The 17,877-nt window shown below is 65.3% G+C and carries 17 protein-coding genes; 4 read left to right on the top strand and 13 right to left on the bottom strand.

The annotated features are described in order from the left end of the window. Positions 1–144: 144 nt before the first annotated feature. The 12 genes from hmgA to NCG91_RS03030 all read right to left on the bottom strand — a co-directional run bounded on the left by hmgA (position 145) and on the right by NCG91_RS03030 (position 12,373). Positions 145–1,449, bottom strand: a complete 1,305-nt coding sequence (gene hmgA / locus NCG91_RS03085; protein WP_251348525.1) for a homogentisate 1,2-dioxygenase — start codon at positions 1,447–1,449, stop codon at positions 145–147. Further along, on the bottom strand, positions 1,446–1,631 hold the full coding sequence (locus NCG91_RS03080) for a DUF2783 domain-containing protein (protein ID WP_092708909.1): 186 nt from the start codon (positions 1,629–1,631) through the stop codon (positions 1,446–1,448). The genes hmgA and NCG91_RS03080 overlap by 4 nt, the downstream gene beginning before the upstream one ends. After that, positions 1,628–3,361 carry an FAD-dependent oxidoreductase gene (locus NCG91_RS03075; protein WP_251348524.1) on the bottom strand — a complete coding sequence of 578 codons (1,734 nt, stop codon included), beginning with the start codon at positions 3,359–3,361 and terminating at the stop codon, positions 1,628–1,630. Before NCG91_RS03075 ends, NCG91_RS03080 begins: the two co-directional genes overlap by 4 nt. A gap of 21 nt (positions 3,362–3,382) precedes the next feature. Next, positions 3,383–4,717, bottom strand: coding sequence for an MFS transporter (locus tag NCG91_RS03070; RefSeq protein WP_251348523.1), 1,335 nt, complete (start codon positions 4,715–4,717; stop codon positions 3,383–3,385). Positions 4,718–4,892: 175 nt separating this feature from the next. Beyond that, positions 4,893–5,708: a helix-turn-helix domain-containing protein gene (locus NCG91_RS03065; RefSeq protein ID WP_077405076.1), complete on the bottom strand. Its 816-nt coding sequence runs from the start codon at positions 5,706–5,708 to the stop codon at positions 4,893–4,895. A gap of 10 nt (positions 5,709–5,718) precedes the next feature. Beyond that, complete coding sequence (gene msrA / locus NCG91_RS03060) at positions 5,719–6,228, bottom strand: peptide-methionine (S)-S-oxide reductase MsrA (protein ID WP_251348522.1); 510 nt, start codon at positions 6,226–6,228, stop codon at positions 5,719–5,721. 66 nt (positions 6,229–6,294) lie between these two features. Next, complete coding sequence (locus tag NCG91_RS03055; protein WP_099667780.1) at positions 6,295–7,638, bottom strand: MBL fold metallo-hydrolase; 1,344 nt, start codon at positions 7,636–7,638, stop codon at positions 6,295–6,297. Between the two features lie 66 nt (positions 7,639–7,704). After that, entirely contained in the window at positions 7,705–8,679 is a 975-nt protein-coding gene (hemB, locus tag NCG91_RS03050; RefSeq protein ID WP_099667779.1) for a porphobilinogen synthase, read from the bottom strand. A 112-nt stretch (positions 8,680–8,791) separates the two neighbouring features. Then, positions 8,792–9,694, bottom strand: a complete 903-nt coding sequence (locus NCG91_RS03045; protein ID WP_251348521.1) for a VirK/YbjX family protein — start codon at positions 9,692–9,694, stop codon at positions 8,792–8,794. A gap of 166 nt (positions 9,695–9,860) precedes the next feature. Further along, on the bottom strand, positions 9,861–11,213 hold the full coding sequence (locus NCG91_RS03040; protein ID WP_251348520.1) for a sensor histidine kinase: 1,353 nt from the start codon (positions 11,211–11,213) through the stop codon (positions 9,861–9,863). Next, the gene (locus tag NCG91_RS03035; RefSeq protein ID WP_034785794.1) at positions 11,206–11,892 is read right to left on the bottom strand and encodes a winged helix-turn-helix domain-containing protein; all 687 of its coding nucleotides are present in this window, start codon (positions 11,890–11,892) and stop codon (positions 11,206–11,208) included. Before NCG91_RS03035 ends, NCG91_RS03040 begins: the two co-directional genes overlap by 8 nt. Before the next feature lie 91 nt (positions 11,893–11,983). Beyond that, positions 11,984–12,373 carry a hypothetical protein gene (locus tag NCG91_RS03030; protein ID WP_251348519.1) on the bottom strand — a complete coding sequence of 130 codons (390 nt, stop codon included), beginning with the start codon at positions 12,371–12,373 and terminating at the stop codon, positions 11,984–11,986. A gap of 245 nt (positions 12,374–12,618) precedes the next feature. Here NCG91_RS03030 and NCG91_RS03025 point away from each other — a divergent pair, with 245 nt between their 5' ends. The 4 genes from NCG91_RS03025 (at position 12,619) to NCG91_RS03010 (ending at position 16,861) form a co-directional block, all read left to right on the top strand. Beyond that, positions 12,619–13,398 (top strand): DUF481 domain-containing protein, encoded by a 780-nt coding sequence (locus NCG91_RS03025; protein ID WP_251348518.1) that lies wholly within the window; start codon positions 12,619–12,621, stop codon positions 13,396–13,398. A 13-nt stretch (positions 13,399–13,411) separates the two neighbouring features. After that, complete coding sequence (locus tag NCG91_RS03020; RefSeq protein ID WP_251348517.1) at positions 13,412–15,286, top strand: esterase/lipase family protein; 1,875 nt, start codon at positions 13,412–13,414, stop codon at positions 15,284–15,286. A gap of 114 nt (positions 15,287–15,400) precedes the next feature. Beyond that, complete coding sequence (locus tag NCG91_RS03015) at positions 15,401–16,174, top strand: hypothetical protein (RefSeq protein WP_251348516.1); 774 nt, start codon at positions 15,401–15,403, stop codon at positions 16,172–16,174. 6 nt (positions 16,175–16,180) lie between these two features. Continuing rightward, the gene (locus tag NCG91_RS03010) at positions 16,181–16,861 is read left to right on the top strand and encodes an RES family NAD+ phosphorylase (protein WP_251348515.1); all 681 of its coding nucleotides are present in this window, start codon (positions 16,181–16,183) and stop codon (positions 16,859–16,861) included. 10 nt (positions 16,862–16,871) lie between these two features. On the opposite strand, the gene NCG91_RS03005 is transcribed toward NCG91_RS03010, so the two are convergent. Beyond that, positions 16,872–17,867: a response regulator gene (locus NCG91_RS03005; RefSeq protein WP_251348514.1), complete on the bottom strand. Its 996-nt coding sequence runs from the start codon at positions 17,865–17,867 to the stop codon at positions 16,872–16,874. Positions 17,868–17,877 lie beyond the last annotated feature (10 nt).

Below are 17,877 nucleotides of genomic sequence, written 5' to 3'. Positions count from 1 at the left end.
TGTTTGACTAACAACGCCTGACACAACCGTAACGAGCGAAAGAAAGACTCGGCGCCCGTGTCGGCTCGAGAAGCGCAACTGTACGGAGTACGGGGCCGCCGAGGCAGTAAAAATTACGATGCGCAGCAGGTTTTGATAGGCTGTCTACGCCTGCTTCGGATCGAAATGCTTGCGCAAGCCTTGCCAGCACGCGAAATAGTCGTTTTGCAGCAGGCCGCCGTCCAGCGCGAATGGCGTGGGCTTGAGGATGGTGCGCGTCTCGAACATGAAGGCCATGGTGTCGCCCACCTTCACGGGCGCGGACGTGTCGCTGTGCGACGCCTTGTCGAAGGTCTGCGCATCGGGGCCGTGGCCGGACATGCAGTTGTGCAGGCTGGCGCCGCCCGGCACGAAGCCGGCCGCCTTGGCGTCGTACACGCCGTGGATCAGCCCCATGAACTCGCTGGCCACGTTGCGGTGGAACCACGGCGGGCGGAAGGTATGCTCGGCCGCCAGCCAGCGCGGCGGGAAGATGGCGAAGTCGATGGCGCCGAACAGGGGATTTTCGCTGGGCGCCTGCAGCACCAGGAAGATCGACGGGTCCGGGTGGTCGTAGCTGATCGAGCCGATGGTGTTGAAGCGGCGCAGATCGTATTTGTACGGCGCGTAATTGCCGTGCCAGGCCACCACGTCCAGCGGCGAATGGTCGAGGGTCGTTCGCCACAGGTGGCCGCCGAATTTGGCCAGCAGTTCACATGCGCCGTCGATGTCTTCAAACGCCGCGTGCGGCGTGAGGAAATCGCGGCTGTTGGCCAGGCCGTTCGAGCCGATGGGGCCCATGTCCGGCAGACGGAAGGCCGTGCCGAAGTTTTCGCACACATAGCCGCGCGCCGCGCCGTCCGGCAGGGTCACGCGGAAGCGCACGCCGCGGGGGATGACGGCGATTTCCTGCGGTTCCAGCTCGATCAAGCCCAGTTCCGTGGCGATGGCCAGCCGGCCTTCCTGCGGCACCACCAGCAATTCGCCATCGGCCGAGTAAAAGAAGCGCTGCATCGAGCGGTTGGCCGCGTACACGTGGATGGCGCAGCCGCTCATGGTTTCGGCGCTGCCGTTGCCGGCCATGGTCTGCCAGCCGTCGATGAAGTCGACCGGCGTACTACTGTCGGGCAGCGGCAGCGGGTCCCAGCGCAGCTGGTTCGGCGGCGTCGGCGGCATGGCGTGGAAGTCGCTGACGATGCGGGTATTTTCCAGCAAGGTAAACGGCGGATGCTGGCTGGCGGGACGGATGCGGTACAGCCACGAGCGCCGGTTCTGCGCGCGCGGCGCCGTGAAGGCCGTGCCCGACAATTGTTCCGCATACAGGCCCAGCGGCGCCTGCTGCGGTGAATTCTGCCCCTGCGGCAAGGCGCCGGCGATGGCTTCCGTGGCAAATTCGTTGCCGAAGCCGCTTTGGTAGCCGGCGCCTATCATGCCGGCTCCGCCAGGCCGTCGGCCGCGTCGCGCAGCAAACCCTGCACCACGTCGGCCTTGCCGATGGCGCCCATGGCCAGCAACGCGAAACGGGCCAGGAACAGGGGCGAACGCTGTTCGCCCAGGCCGCCCATGGTGTGGCACAGCTCGGTGTAAAGATTGTCCAGTTCGATGTCGGTCATGCTGCCTCCTTAATAACTTTTAATGACCCGCTGCGCAAAGTACTGGGGTCAGACCCGCCGGGTCTGATCCCGGCTTTTGCAAGCGCTTCAAGCACCTGCCCCGCCTGCACTTGCCGCCAGCGTCCCAGCACGTGGCCGTCCGGGCGCACGAGATAAAACGTGCCAGGCTGCGCGTCGAACAGCGAGAATACCTGCGCCGTGTGGTCCCAGGCGCACCCTTGCGCGCCGCTGCGGGAAATCGCCACGGTCGTCAGCGGCAAGGTGTCGCCCAGCGCCGCCAGTGCGGATGGTACAGACCCGTCCTCGCTGAAGTACAGTCCCGTGAAATGGCCATCTGCGCGCTTGAGCAAATCGGTAATATACCCCGCTTTTTGCCCGCCGTCGTGCGGCAGCGCCAGCGGGCATTCCGGCAAGACCGTGCCCGGCGCGGGGCCGGCGGCAAACGTCTCGCTATCCGGCGCATTCAGGGCCGACTGCGCATACGCGATGGCGCTCGTCTGGCGCGGGTTGATCAGCGAGCGCACGTGCGCATGCCTGCCCGCCAGGCCCAGCACGGCCGTGCGCATCAGTTCGAAGGCAAACGTGGGCGGCGCCATGAATTCCGTGCTTTTGGTGCCGTGGCGCAAGTTTTCACGGGCAGCGAACACGCGCTCGTCCGAATAGCTGTCCAGCAAGGCATGCGGCGCCTGACCGTTGACGACGTAGGCGAGCTTCCAGGCCAGGTTGTCCGCGTCGTCGATGCCGGAATTGGCGCCGCGCACGCCGAAGATGGGCACCAGGTGGGCCGCATCGCCCGCGAACAGCACGGGGCCGTGCCGGTATTTGTCCAGGGTCAAGGCATTGGCTTTATAAATGGTGATCCATACGGGATGCCATGGGGCAGTCTCTCCCATCATGGCCAGCAGGCTGTCCACGCGGGGCGCCACGTTTTCCAGCAGCACGGCCGCCTGCGCATCCTCGTCGTCGCGCAACTGGTAGTCGATGCGCCAGATATCGTCGGGCTGCTTGTGCACCAGCACGGTCGAGCCAGGATTCGACGGCGGGTCGAAATACGCGAGGCGCTCCGTCGGGCGCTCGCTCTTCAGGTGGATATCGACGATCACATAGCGCCCTTCATAGCTGGTGCCCTGCAATTTGAGCCCCAGCGCCTCGCGCACCACGCTGCGCCCGCCATCGGCCGCCACCAGCCAGTCCGCCTCGATTTTATAGGTCTCATCGGGCGTCGCCACGGTGACGGTGGCGCCGTCGGCGCGCTTGTCCACGCCAGTCACCCGCGTTTGCCAGCGGATATCGATCAATTCCGGCTGGCGCTCGGCCGCATCGAGCAGGAATTGCTCAATATGGTATTGCGCCAGGTTAACCATCGGCGGCAGCTTCTGGTTCGCGTCTTGCGGCATCGTAAAGTGCAGCACTTCCTCGTCGCGGTAAAAACTGCGTCCGCCCGCCCACGGCAAGCCCTTGGCTAAAAAACCGTCGAGCGCGCCGAGGCGTTCGATGATTTCCAGGCTGCGCCGCGAGATGCAGATGGCGCGGCTGCCCGTGCACACGCCATCGTCCGCCTCGATCAGCACCGAGCGCACGCCGTGGCGGGCCAGGCCCAGGGCCGTGGCCAGGCCCACGGGGCCGCCGCCGACGATCAGCACGGGCACGTGCTGCGTGCCGGCGCCCGCAGGCTTGCCGGGCGGATACACCTTCGGCACATGGGGATAAGGGTGGAATGTATCGCTCATGATGTTTCCTCTTCAACAATGTTATTTGCTGCTGCGGGCGATCGGCAGGGTCAGCACGATGGCCGCGCCCGCCACCAGCAGCACGCTGGCGTACAGCAAGCCCGTGGCAAAGCTGTGCGTCAAATCCTTCAGCCAGCCCACGACGACGGGATTCAGGGCCGAGCCGATATTGCCCGTGGCATTGATGACGGCGATGCCGATGGCGCGCGCGCCCAGGCTCAATGCCCGGTCCGGCGTCGTCCAGAAGACGGACATGGCCGTATAAGCGCCCGTCGACGCCATGCACACGCCCAGCAATTGCACCACGGGATTGCTTGCATAGGCCGTCAACAACCAGCCGGCGGCCGACAGCAGCATGGGCCAGACGATATGCCAGCGGCGTTCCTGCAGGCGGTCCGAGCGGCGGCCCCAGGCGATCATGCCGACGACGGTGCACACTTGCGGGATGGCGGCCAGCAAGCCGATTTGCGTGTTGCTGGCGTTGCTATTGAAACTTTTCACGATCAGCGGCGTCCACACGGCCACCATCGCCAGGGTGTTGACCAGGCAAAAATAGGCGAGGCCGAATTTCAGCACGGTGGGCGACAGCATTTCCGCCAGCACGGACGTTTTTTGCTGCGGCGCAACAGGTTTCTGCTCGGCCGCCAGCATGCGCGCCAGCACCTGCTGCTCCAGCTTGCCCAGCCAATTCGCCTTGTTGGGCGAGTCGTCCAGGTAGCCGTACACGGCCAGGCCCAGCAGCACGGAAGGCATGCCTTCGAGCAAGAACAGCCATTGCCAGCCCTTCAAGCCCCAGTGTCCGTCCAGCCCCAGGATCAGGCCCGACAAGGCCGAACCGATGGCAGCCGTGACAGGCATGGCGATCATGAACAGGGCATTGGCGCGCGCCCGGTAGGCGCTGGGAAACCAGTAGGTCAGATACAGCAGCATGCCGGGCAGAAAGCCCGCTTCCGTCACGCCCACCAAAAAGCGCAGCGCATACAGGCTGGCCGGACCGCTGGCGAACAGGGTCGCCGTCGAGGCCAGGCCCCAGGCGATCATCATGCTGCCTATCCATTTACGGGCGCCGATGCGGGCCAGCACGATGTTGCTGGGAATGCTGCAAGCGATGTAGGCGATGTAAAACAGGGTGGTGGCAAAGCCGAACTGGGTGCCGGACAGGCCCAGGTCTTGCATCATGGTCAGGCCGGCGAAGCCGATGTTGATGCGGTCGAGAAAGGAAAACACGAACAGCAGGAACAGAAAGCCCAGCAGATGGCGCGACACCTTGCGCATCACTTGCTGTTCCAGTTGCAGGGTGGCCGCGTCGAGGACGGGCACGGCGGTGGCGGGGATGGCCGCGGGGGCGATGGTCATGCTTGTCTCCATAAGGTGTCGCTCTCCCCTTGCTATTGTTATTGGGTGAGAGCGGCCGGGTGATCCCGGCTTGCAACACAGTATGCAGACGCGCGCCGCAAACCTTGTCCCCATTTTGGGGACGTTTCGCGGCTAAAACTGTCAAAAAGGCGAAGCCATCCCTACGCCAAAAGGACTAAGGGGCTGGCGCCATGCACAGCGCAAACAGTTGCCGCTGGCTGGAAATGCCCAGGCGCTTATAGGCGCGCTTCTGGTACGTGATCACGCTCGATGGCTGCACGCCCATGGTCTCGGCGATTTCCACGGCCGTGAGGCCTTCGAGCACGCAGCGCAGCACGTCCAGTTCGCGCTTGCTCAGGGCGGGGCAATGCTGACGCAGCCTTGCCAGCATCAGCGGCGCGACGCCTTGCGTGGCCTGGCCCTTCAAGCTGTAGTGATGCTTGACGGCATGGGCAAACAGCGGGGACAGGGTTTCGATGCCCGCCACTTCGCCGGGCTGGAACTGGCCCTGGCTGCTGTCGCGGTAGAAATTGACGGACAGCCAGATATCGCCGGCCGGCTGCACCAGCAGGGACAGGCGGTCCGACACATTCGGCTTCTGGTAGCAGACGGCGCGGTAGCCGGGATGGTCGATTTCGTCGCTGGCCTGCTGGTGCAGCACGATGGCGGGATCGATTTTCCGCCCCGGCGCCGGGGCGATCACGCGCTGGTTGCCATCGAGCGCATAGTAATGGCGGGCGTAGCTGTCGGCGATATCCTGCAAAAAGCGCCCGCCGCGCCGGTCCGCCACGGCCACCGTGCGGGGACGGTTGCCGAATTCATAGGCAAAGATCGTGCACTGGGCAATGGGCGCGACCGTGCTGACCGTCTTCAGGATTGCCCCGGCGACGGCGTTCACGTCGGCATGGCCGATGGCCGCCATCAGCTCCAGGGTACGCCCGAAGTCCAGCTGCCCTTCCGCCGGCGGCCGCTCGACGCGCCAGTAACGCATGCCTGGCTCCTTACTGCCCGCGTTGCGGCAAGACCCAGTCCGGCCGGATGTAATGGCAGGTGTAGCCATGCGGCAAGCGCTGCAGATAATCCTGGTGCTCCGGTTCCGCTTCCCAGAACGGGCCGGCCGGCGCCACTTCCGTCACCACCTTGCCGGGCCACAGGCCGGAGGCGTCGACGTCGCGGATGGTGTCCTCGGCCACGCGTTTTTGCTCATCGCTGGTGTAGAAGATGGCCGAGCGGTAGCTGGTGCCGCGGTCGTTGCCCTGGCGGTTTTCCGTGCTGGGGTCGTGGATCTGGAAGAAAAATTCCAGGATCTTGCGGTAGCTGATGGTGTGCGGGTCGAAGATGATCTCGATCGCTTCCGCATGCGTGCCATGGTTGCGGTAGGTGGCGTTGGTCACGTCGCCGCCGCTGTAGCCCACGCGCGTGGCGATCACGCCCGGATAGCGGCGCAGCAAGTCTTGCACGCCCCAGAAGCAGCCGCCGGCCAGGATCGCGGTTTCCTTGTTTTGTGTCATGTTGATCATTCCTTGATCTCAGATACTGGGATTAATCGTTTATCTTACCCTGTCGCGCGATTTTCTTCAGCGGGCCAGCAAGCGCTTGAGCTGCGCCGCCTGATAGGCGCCGATGGCGTCGTTGAACAGGCAACGGATCAAGGGATCGTCGACGATGTCCGCTTCCATCAGTTCGGCGCGCGTGGCTTCGTCGAAGGGGCCATCGTTGATGCGCATGTACATCGACGTCAGCGATTCACCGAGCACCAGCGCCGCGTGGCATTTCACCAGCGGCACTTGCGTCGTCCAGCCCGGCGCCTCGCCCGTGTCCGGCACGAGGTCGATCAAGTCGCCATGCGTGCGGTAATGCAGGATAGTGGCCGCGCCGTCATGGCCGTACAGCGCCAGGCGCCACACGCGCGGGGCCTGGAAGTAACTGTCCTCGGGCAGCTCCATGTCGCGGTAGCGTTCGAGCAAGCCGCGATGGCAGAAATCCAGCACCAGCGCCGTGTCGGCATCGTTCAAGGGCGCGAAACGGCGGGCGATGTCCGCCGTGGCGGGCGCAAGCGCCTCCGGGCGGTAGTCGAAATCCACGTCCTGCGGCCCCACGGGAATGACCCAGGGCAGCGGCGCGGCCGGCGCCATGCCGTGTGCATCGAGCAGCACGGCCGTCGATGGATCGAGGCGGAAGATGTGCGTCTCGGGCAGCGCGGCGCCCATTTCATCGGCAAAGCGGCGGTAGGTAATCGGGAACATCGCATGGTTGTACCAGGACCAGTCTTCCTGCACGAACTGGCAGGAGCTGGGCACGAGGTAACGGGGCGCCAGGGCGCGCAGCTGCGGCACCCAGTCGTCGGGAAGTTCCACCGGGCCCCGCGCCGCTTGCGACGGTGCGATGACGGCGATCTCGCGCATGGTCTGGAATGGCCACAGCACCATGTCCCAGGGCGCGAAGGCGGCCAGCTGCGCCAATGTCTCGGGGCCGATCCAGGAATCGACGACGTTGAGCACATTCAAGCCCGCTGCGCGCACCTGGAACAGCGAGTCGACGTCGTCGTCCAGCGCGCGGCGCGGGATCACCTCGATGCTGCCCACCTGCACGGGCACGTCCACGTGCAGCTTCTCCACCCGCGTGAAACCGAGCGCGCGCAGCATCGCGAACAGTTCGTCGAAGACGCAGTACAGGTAGATGGGCGTGGCGCGGTCGAGCGCATCGAGGCTGTCGAGCGAGCAGTGGTCGTCGTGGAAGTGCGAGATGAAGACGGCATCCCAGCGCAGCCGGCGCACGGCGTCCAGGTCGAAACGCACGGGCGGAAACGCGTGGCAGTTGCGGCTGAACGGGTTTTCGACGATGGGATCGAAGGCGATGGCCGTGCCTTCGCACTCGAAGACATAGCCGGCGTGCAGGATGCGGGAGATTTTCAGGGGCATAAGCAAATTCAGGTTGGGCAGCGCGCCATGATAGCTGAAAAGGCGGCCGCCCTGCCCCGCGTTTACTTAGTACGGATTATTCAGCACATCCATCGCGAAGTAAGTAAAAATCATGTCCGCGCCAGCGCGCTTGATGGCGCCCAGGGTTTCCTGCACCACGCGGCGCTCGTCGATGGCGCCCGCCTGCGCGGCGAACTTGATCATCGCGTACTCGCCGCTGACCTGGTAGGCGCCGATCGGCAAACGCGTCACTTCGCGCAGGTCGCGGATGATGTCCAGGTAGGCGCCGGCCGGTTTCACCATCAGCGCGTCGGCGCCTTCGGCTTCGTCGATCAAGGACTCGCGCACCGCTTCGCGGCGGTTCATCGGGTCCATCTGGTAGGTCTTGCGGTCGCCCTTCAGGGTGCTGCCGGCCGCGTCGCGAAACGGGCCGTACAGGCCGGAGGCGAACTTGGTGGAATACGCCATCACGGGCGTGTCGTGGAAACCGGCCGCGTCGAGCGCGCCGCGGATGGCCGCCACCTGGCCATCCATGGCGGCCGACGGGGCGATGATGTCGGCGCCCGCCTGGGCGGCGATGACGGCCTGCTTGCCCAGGTTGAGCACTGTACTGTCATTGTCGACCGTGTCGCCATGCAGGATGCCGCAATGGCCGTGGTCCGTGTATTCGCAGAAGCAGGTGTCGGACATGACCACCATTTCCGGCACGGCGTCCTTGATGATGCGCGACATGCGCGCCACCAGGCCGTCCGGGTTCAGGGTGTCCGTGCCGTGGCTGTCCTTGTGGTGCGAAATGCCGAAGGTCATGACGGAGCGCAGGCCGGCGCGCGCATAGCGCTCGACTTCCTGCGCCAGCTTCGCTTCGGGAATGCGGCGCACGCCGGGCATGGACTTGATGTCGATGAATTCGCTGCTGCCTTCGTCGACGAAGATCGGCAGGACCAGGTCGCGCGGATTGATCTCGGTTTCGCGGAACAGCTCGCGCAGTTGCGGGGTCGCGCGCAAGCGGCGCATGCGCGAAGTGGGGAATTGTGCTGGCATGGGATGACTGGCTTCAGGTTAACAACGCCGATCAGTATACGCCGATCACGCCGATTGCGCCGGGCTGCCCGGCAAAAAAGCCGCGCAGGTCAAGAAACCCCGCCCTGCGCCGTCATTGCGCGTGCAGCAGGGCCGCCACTTGCCAGCGCATGTCGGCCGCCAGCTGCACCAGCATGGCGCCGCGGCGGCGTGCATCGGCACGCTTTTTCGACGGCACCAGCTCCAGCTCCGGCATCCGGCAAGGGCCGCAAGGCAGGCGGTAATTGCCGTCGCTGGTGGGCAGCGCATGCAGTTCCCGCCACGCCAGGTCGTAATCGCAGGAGATATGCCGGCGCCGGCGCCAGTTCAGCGCGATGCGGTTGGCGTTGCTGACCAGGTCCAGGTGGCCGCAGCCGAAAAAGTCGCCCAGGTCGCGCAAGGCGGCCACCATCAGGTTTTTCGGCCGGCAGCCGTGCAGCGCCCGCGTGGCCTCCTTCACTGCCTGCGCGCCGGCGGGCGAGCGCAAGCCCTGCAAGGCGCCCAGCTGGATGACGGCGCCGCCAGGCTGGGGCCGGAACAGGAAACTGGCCAGGTACAGCGGCACGCCGTCGCGCGTCAGGCGCAGGCACAGCTCCCCTTCGCGGTGGCTGTCATGGATGGCCGTCAGCTGCAAGCGGTAGCTGGCGCCATCCTTGCCTTCGATGCTGGCCAGCACCAGCGCGCGCCGCGCTGCGCATTCCACCAGCGGCCGCGCGCCAGCCTGCCACAGGAAACGGTAATGCCCGCACAGCAGGTCCACCCTCGCCGCGCAGCCCAGCTGGCGGCTGGCGTAGGGACGATAGATCTTGTAGCGCAGGCTGGGATGGGCTTGCGCCAGCGCCGCCAGGCCCGGCGTCGTGGCGATGACCGCTTGCCAGCGCGCGCGCTGCAGGGGGAAGACGAGCGCGCCCAGCGCCGCCTTGATCCGGTGGCCATGCTGGCGCAGTGGCGCCGGTGGCGGCGCGGCGTTGTCGCCGGTGGCGGTAAATGTATGCATGAAACGGCTCTACTGAACGGGACGCGGCGACGGCCGCAGGCAGCCCGGCACGGGCCGCTGCGCGCACGCAGCCGCTCTACGCGGGGTAAAGCGGATGATAGGGGGAGGTGAAAATGAAGGGGGTTACAAGTTGGTAATGTGCGGATATGCCACGCGCACTGGCAAGCTAGCGCAGCAGCCGCAAGCGCAGGCGCAGGCCCGGCGCCGCATCCTCGATATCCAGACTGCCGCCATGCAGGGCCGCGATGGCCGCCACGATGGACAGGCCCAGGCCATTGCCGGGCAAGTGGCGGCTCTTGTCGAGCCGGTAAAAACGCTGCGTCAGCTTCGGCAATTCTTCCGTCGGCACGCCGGGGCCGTTGTCGCGCACGGCCAGCCAGCAGCCGCGTTCATCGCTGCCGGCCGACACTTCCACCGTGGCGCCCGGGCCCGCGTACTTGATGGCGTTGTCGACCAGGCTGGCCAGGGCGCTGCCCAACAGGTTGCGGTCGCCGCGCGCCGGCACGCCTTCGCCATACATCTGCACCAGCAGCACGCCCTGCTCGTCGGCCGTGGCTTCGTACATTTCCACGATATCGGCGCCGATCTGCTGCAAGTCGATGTCGTCGAAATTCTCCGGGCGCATACCCGATTCGGCCGCCGCGATCTGCAGCAGCTTGTCGAACACGCGCGTCAGGTCGTCGATGTCGTCGATGGCCGCCTGCGCCGCACTCTCGTGGCCGGCCACGTCCTGCTGCTGGCGCAAGGCGCCATCGAGCTTGTTGCGGATGCGCGCCAGCGGCGTGCGCAAGTCGTGCGCGATGGCGTTCGACACGTGGCGCACGCCTTCCATCAAATGTTCGATGCGGTCGAGCATGCGGTTGATGTCGCGGCTCAGCAAGCCGAATTCATCCTCGCTGGAGACGGGAATGCGCCGGCTCAGGTCGCCCGCCTCGATTTCCCCCGCCGTGCGGCGGATCTGGCCGATGCGCGCCTCGAGCTGGCGGCGGAACAGCCACGCGCCCGCCACCACCAGCAGGATGGCCACCCCGCCGCCATAGGCCAGCGAGCGCAGCACCAGGGTACGGATCGACTTGCCCTCTTCCATGTCGCGCCCGACGAACAGACGCGCGCCGCCCGCCAGATCGCGGATCAGCATGCGCGCGGGCACCCGGCGCCCTTCGCGCGTGACGTCGCGGTGCAGCAAACGGCCCACGGGGCTGCCCACGTCGGGCCAGGACGACAGATTGCCCGCCACGCGGCGGCCGTCGGCGCCCACCAGCAGGAAGATTTCCGTGTCGCTGTCGGTGCGGTCGGTCAGCAAATGGGCGATTTCCGCCGTCGTGCGGCTGGCGTCGTCCTGCTGGTACAGGGCGGCGAGGCGCTCCGAGAGCAGGGTCAGCTTGCGATCCACGCTGCGATCGAGCACGCCGATGGTGCCGAAATAGAACACGGCGCAGACGATGCTGATCGAGACGACCACCAGCACGCCATAACCGAGCGCCAGGCGGGCCGCGATCGAGCGGTGCCAGTTACGCACTGTCGATCACGCCCAGGGTGTAGCCGACGCCGCGCACCGTGTGGATCAGCGGCGGCGAAAATTCCTTGTCCACCTTGGTGCGCAAGCGGCTCACCTGCACGTCGATGACGTTGGTCTGCGGGTCGAAATGGTAGTCCCACACGGCTTCGAGCAGCATGGCGCGCGTGACGGACTGGCCTTGGTGGCGCATCAGATATTCGAGCAGGCGGAATTCGCGCGGCTGCAGGGCGATTTGCCGGTTGGCGCGCGTCACGCGCATGGTGCGCATGTCGAGCACCAGGTCGGCCACCTGCAGCTGCGTCGATTCGGGCACGGGCGCGGCGCGCCGCAGCAGCGCCTCGATGCGCGCCAGCAGTTCGGCGATGGCGAACGGTTTTGACAAATAATCGTCGCCGCCGCTGCGCAAGCCGCGCACGCGCTCGTCGACGCTGGACAGGGCCGACAGCACCAGCACGGGCGTGTTGCGGCCCATGCCGCGCAGGCGCGCGACGATGGCCAGGCCGTCGATCTCGCCGGGCAGCAGGCGGTCGAGCACCAGCGCATCCCAGTCTTCGCCGCAGGCCAGGCGCATGCCGTCGATGCCATTGTCGCAGGCGGTGACGTCGTGGCCAGCCTCGCGCAGGCCGGCACAGATATAGCGGGAAGTTTCAGCTTCGTCTTCGATGACCAGGCAGCGCACGGGAATTCCTTGTAAAGAGCGGGACAGCAAACATGCGCAGCATACGCCAGGCGCGCGCCACTTGCCAGCCCCGCCGCGCGGCGTTCCCCGGCTAGTTACATTTTCCGCGCAGCTTGGCGATCGCCATGAAGGGCAAGGCATACACGCCGCCGATGGCGAGCGGGCCGATGCCGGTGGGCTGGCGCTTCAAGCCATCGGCGTGCAGGCAGTCGGGCACCTTCGCTTCGGCAAAGGCGGCGGCAAACTGCTCATATTTTCGGTCGGCGCGTATCGTCACCTGCTGCATGGCCGGCTGCGGCAGAGAGTCGCGCACCTGCGCCTCTTCCTCCAGCACGGCGCGCACGGCATCGCGTATCATCGTTTGCGTCAGTTGCGGTGCCGGCCCAGGATCCTGTACCGGCGCCGCTTCGGGCGCCTGCGCGCCCGCTGGCGCCGCACCGCACAGCCATATCAGAGTAACAAGCTTGCGTGCCATTTTCATCGTCATCATCCATGCATGCCAGGTTTGCAATATTTCTCATAATATAGCAGCATTCATGCGCGCCGCCGCGTGCGGCGAACGATGGCAGGGTCGGGTACAATACAGCCTCGACAATTTTTGGCCGCGCCCGCGCGCGCATGTGCGCAGGTTTATCGGCGCCTCCCGGCTTGCCGCGGCCTGCATAGCCACCACTGCCATTAACGAACAGCAGGCACGCCCGGCGCGCGCCACAGACAAATACAGCCATGAAACCGACCCACTCTCTCGCACTGGCGCTGGCCATCACCTGCGGCAGCGCCGCCGCCGCCGCCGCCGCCGACACCAAGCAAAGCATGCTGTTCGATGAAATCCCCATCGGCAGCTGGAGCACTTCCGCCGAACTGGGCGCCATCACCACCTCGGGCAACACGGTCGGCACCTCCGTCACGGGCAAGATCGACGCGCGCCAGGAGCTCGATGACTGGAGCAACCAGTACATCTTCAGCGGCTACTTCAAGGAAGACGAAACGACGAACGACGACGGCGAGAAAGTGCGCGAACGCTCGGCGGAACGCTTTTCCGCCTCCGCCAAGGCCGCCTACAAGCTGATGGCCGACCATGAAAAACTGTTCGTGCTGGCCTCGCACGTGAACGACAAGTTCGGCGCCTACACCAAGTACTCGACCCTGGCCGTCGGTCATGGCTCGCGCTGGTACCAGTCGAGCGACAAAAGCGTCGACGTGGAAATCGGTCCTGGCTATTTCAGCGGCACCAACGACGCGGGCGAATCGGAACACGGCCTGACGGTGCGCGGCGCGGCCGCCATGAAGTGGAAGATCAGCCAGTCGGCCATGTTTACGCAAACGATCAGCGTGGAACGGGGCACTTCGAACACCCACTCGATCGCCGAGACGGCGCTCAGCACGAAAATCAACGGCACCATGCAGATGAAGGCCGCCTTCAGCGCCCGCAACGACACGCGCGTACCGGACGACAAGAAGAACACGGATACGCAAACGTCGCTGACCCTGGTCTACTCGTTCTAGGCGCGGTCCGGCCATGCTGATGCGGCGTCTGCGCGTATGCGCCCTCCTGTGCGCCGCGGCGCTCCTGAGCGGCTGCGCCGCCGTCACCGTCAGCGCGATCTCGCCGGCCGACTACCTGCAGCAGCGGCGCGGCGACATCCTCACCACGGGGAAATTGAGCGCTGCGGCCAGTGAGGTGCTGCGCATCATCGGCAGCGACATCGCCGCCTGCGAAGCCAATACGGGCAGCTGCCGCGCCGACCTGGCCCGCTCCGAACTGCTCAGCGACGAGCAGCGCCTGGCCACCCTGTCCGAATTGTGGCTGGAAAGCGCGCTGGCGGAAGAAAAACAGGGCGGCCACGCCAGCGCCGAACTGCTGGCCGCCTGGCTGGAATCGGCCCGCTATGCGTATGCCTACCTGTTCTACACGACGCGCACGCCGGGCCAGCGCGCCTTCGAAGAACGCCAGACGCAGATCCGCGACTACTACAACTACGCCGTGCAAAAGGCCGTCGGCAACCTGTTCCGCCACCGCGGCGAATACCGCCCGGACGGCCATGTGATCCGCGTCGCCGGCTGGCAGATCGACAGCGAATTGTCGGCCCTGCGCCTGCCAGAGGACGGCACCCTGCCCGAAGAACTGCTGCCGGCCACCTCGCTGTCGTTTTCCGGCCTGCGCAATGTGTACCGGCGCGACGGCTTCGGCGCCGACCTGGTGGCCGTCATGCCCAAGCCGCAGGCGTCGAAAGGCGACTATGTGCCCTACCAGGAAACCCGCTTCCCCGTCGTCACGGCGCTGATCCGCTTCGACGGCAACAGCCTGCAGGAAGTGCTGGCCACGCAGCAGCTGCTGGTGATGCTGGTCGACCCGACGCGCAGCGAATCGACGCGCATGGCGGGCCAGGAATTGCCGGTGGCCGCCAATTTCACGGCCGGCTATGGCTTGTGGCTGGCCCGTTCCGGCTTCGGCGTGCAGGCGCTGCGCACCCTGTTCGGCCGCGCCGACGGCATTTCGCGCCCGCAGGTGCACCTGATGCAGCCCTACGACCCGAAGAAGCGCACCATCGTCATGCTGCACGGCCTGGCCAGCAGCCCGGAAGCGTGGATCAACGTGGCGAATGAACTGATGGGCGACGAACAGCTGCGCCGCCGCTACCAGATCTGGCAAGTGTACTACCCGAGCAATGCACCGCTGGCGGCCAACAACGCCGCCATCCGCCAGGCGCTTGCCGCCACCCTGGCGCAGTTCGACCCGGCTGGCAAGGCGGATGCCGCGAACGACATGGTCTTGATCGGCCACAGCATGGGCGGCGTGCTGGCGCGCCTGATGGTGTCCGACGCCAGCAACACCCTGCTCGACGCCATCACGGAAGAATACAATTTGAAGGGCAAGAAGGCGGAAAAAGTGCGCGCCGGCCTGGCGCCCTACCTGAATTTCACGGCCATGCCGCAGGTGAACCGCGCCATCTTCATCGCCGCGCCGCACCGCGGCACCTCGTTCGCCAACCACAAGGTGGCGCGCTGGATCGCCAACCTCGTCACCTTGCCCATCACCATGCTCGACCAGCTGTCCGACGCGGCCGGCAGCCTGGCGCAGCTCGACACGGGCAGCAGCGAGCCGCTGCGCATCCCCAACAGCATCGATAACCTCAGCGACAAGGATCCGTTCGTGCGCCTGGTGGCCGACCTGCCCATCAGCCCGAAAGTGCGCTACTACTCCATCATGGGCAACGACACGCCGGACCTGCCGCTGGCCGAATCGAGCGATGGCGTGGTGCCCTACGCCAGCGCCCACCTCGACGGCGCGCAGTCGGAAAAAGTCATCCCGTCCTGGCACAGCGTGCAGGAAAGCCCGCAGGCGATTCTGGAGATACGGCGGATTTTGCGGTTGCCGGACAGCTTGCCATAAGGCATCGCAGGTCGGATGCGCGGAGCAGCACCCTGCGCAATCCCACCTACCCGGCCTGCCTCCAGCCCTTGCTCATCAGCATCGCCACTGCGCCGATAAAGAGGCAAGAAAGCAATGACCATGACCGCGCGGCCGCATATCCAGCTGCCTGATGCGGGAAAAGTGCGCTGCTCGCTTGATAAAGTTGCGAAACATGATAATCTTGTGAGTGAGATGTCAGCCGCATTTATCCGAGGAGTGAACATGACAGCACATCTGACTCACAGCACCCTGGCGCCCGACCTTCAGGAATGGACAGATAGGGACTTGCGGACAGTGGAACAATTCTCGCAGTTGGTGTGTGCGCAACTCGACATGCTGGCGCACGGCCCCGAGCGCGAGCGCCTGATCGACCTGGCCACACGCGCGCTCAATGCGGCGCGCGCCTCGCTGGTCCCCACGCCGCCATCGATCCTGCTGCAACTTCCTGCATCAAAACTCAAGGTTTCAGAAGTCATTGGCCAGGGATGGGTGGAACTGTCGCAAGCGTCGCTGTATCGCGCCGTGGAAAGCCAGCGGTTTTATTGCGTGACGCCCAAGGGACGCAGTATCGGCAAGGAGTTTCCGGCTTGGCAATTTGTGCAGCCTGTGCCGGAATTGATCGCGCCCGTGCTGGCCATCCTGGCCGGCCAGCCGAGCAGTGAAATCCATGCCTTCTGGATCAGCAGTGCAGACGAACTCAACGAACTTTCGCCAGCAGAGATGCTTGCAGGCAAATCGTTTGAAACGCGGCCCGCAGTGCATCCCAGCCAGCAGGCGCTGCTGGATCTGCCGGCCAGCGAGAGATTACGCAAGGTCATGGCATCGGCAAAGTGGCAGCATAGGGGGATGGCTGACATCATAGGCTAGTCCCGCATGACGCCTGAACTGCAAGAAACACCAATTCCGCCAGACATGGCCGCACGCCTGCCGGCATTGGCATCGCTGCGCACTGAATTATTGAGCAATATCATCATCCTTCAGGCCGGCCAGGCCCTCGTGCGCGCGGCGTGGAACGAGACGTCCATCTGGCCGGCGAAGGTTGAACGGACCTACCGCTTCGGTCCGCCCGCCGAGCTGGCCAATGCGCACGGCTTCCCCTATCACTGGGTGTATATCGCGGACGATGCCTACACGGCAGCCTGGGAAGCCCAGCTGTGCCGTAATGACGTCACGCGCCCAGGCACCTTTTACATCGCGCACAACGCGCAACAAGCGCTGATCGCAACGCTGTCATTCAACGTGCCACTGCGGCTGCTCGACCTGACGGGCCTGGCCGCCAGCCGGCTGGGCATCTATGACCAATTGCGCAGCCCCGATCACGGCTGGTGCCAATGGCTGGGCTGGCAGCTGGATCGGATCATTGCGCAGGAAGCCGGCGCGATTCACGGTTTCATGTATCCATCGCGCCGCCAGCCCGGCAAACTTGCGTATGCCATTTCATCGCGCCACATGAGCAAGCTGGGCAGCGACATGGCGTGCCAACACGTGCGATTCGGCGACACCGCGGCCTGTGCACGCCTGCTTGCCGATCGCCTGCGCGTGGATCCGCCCTGACCTGCCTCCCCTACGCCGGCTCGCGCCACTTGTCCTTGATTTCAAGCATGGCCGGCAGCTGTTCGATGAACAGCGCCAGCAGTTGCGGGTCGAAGTGCGTGCCGCTGTCGCGCTGCATGGTGGCGATGGCTTCGTCGACCGTCCAGGCGCGCTTGTACGGGCGTTCGCTGGTGAGGGCGTCGAAGACGTCGGCGATGGCGACGATGCGGCCTTCGTGGGGGATTTCCTCGCCCTTCAAGCCTTGCGGATAGCCGCTGCCATCCCATTTTTCATGGTGCGTCAGGGCGATGGTGCGCGCCATTTTCAACAGGCCGCCCGCGTGCTCGCCGATGATGGCCGCGCCGATTTCCGCGTGGCTGCGCATGACTTTCCATTCGTCCGCATCGAGCTTGCCCGGTTTTTGCAGGATGGCGTCGGGGATGCCGATCTTGCCCACGTCGTGCATAGGCGCCGCGTTGAGCAAGTCTTCCGCCCTGCCCGCGCTGTAGCCGGCCGCCAGCGCCAGCTGGCGCGCGTAATAGCTCATGCGGATGACGTGCATGCCCGTCTCGTTGTCCTTGTACTCGGCCGCCTGGCCCAGGGTCTGGATCACCTGCAGGCGCGAGCGGCGCAATTCCTCGGCGTCGACCAGCGACAGATGCGTGCGCACGCGGGCGCGCACGATGGGCGGGCTGACGGGTTTCGTGATGTAGTCGACGGCGCCCGCGTCAAAACCGTCCGCCTCGTCCTTCACGTCGCACAGGGCCGTCACAAAAATGACGGGGATGGATGCGGTGACCGGCATGGCCTTCAGCTGGCGGCACACTTCATAGCCCGTCATGGCGGGCATCATGATGTCGAGCAGGATCAGTTCGACGGGGTTGTTCTGCGCCAGTTCCAGCGCCTTCTCGCCATCCTTCGCATACAGCAGGCGGTAATCGTCCTGCAAAATCTGGCGCAGCACCTGCAGATTCGTCGCTTCATCGTCGACCAGCAACAGGATCGGTTTGTCTTCGTGTAAGGTCATCGTTAGCCCA

Origin of the sequence: Janthinobacterium kumbetense (genome assembly GCF_023703445.1) — a bacterium.
In the GTDB taxonomy this organism is placed as follows: domain Bacteria; phylum Pseudomonadota; class Gammaproteobacteria; order Burkholderiales; family Burkholderiaceae_D; genus Janthinobacterium; species Janthinobacterium kumbetense.
The sequence above is the reverse complement of the archived record's forward strand: the minus strand, read 5'-3'. Positions and strand labels throughout refer to the sequence as shown.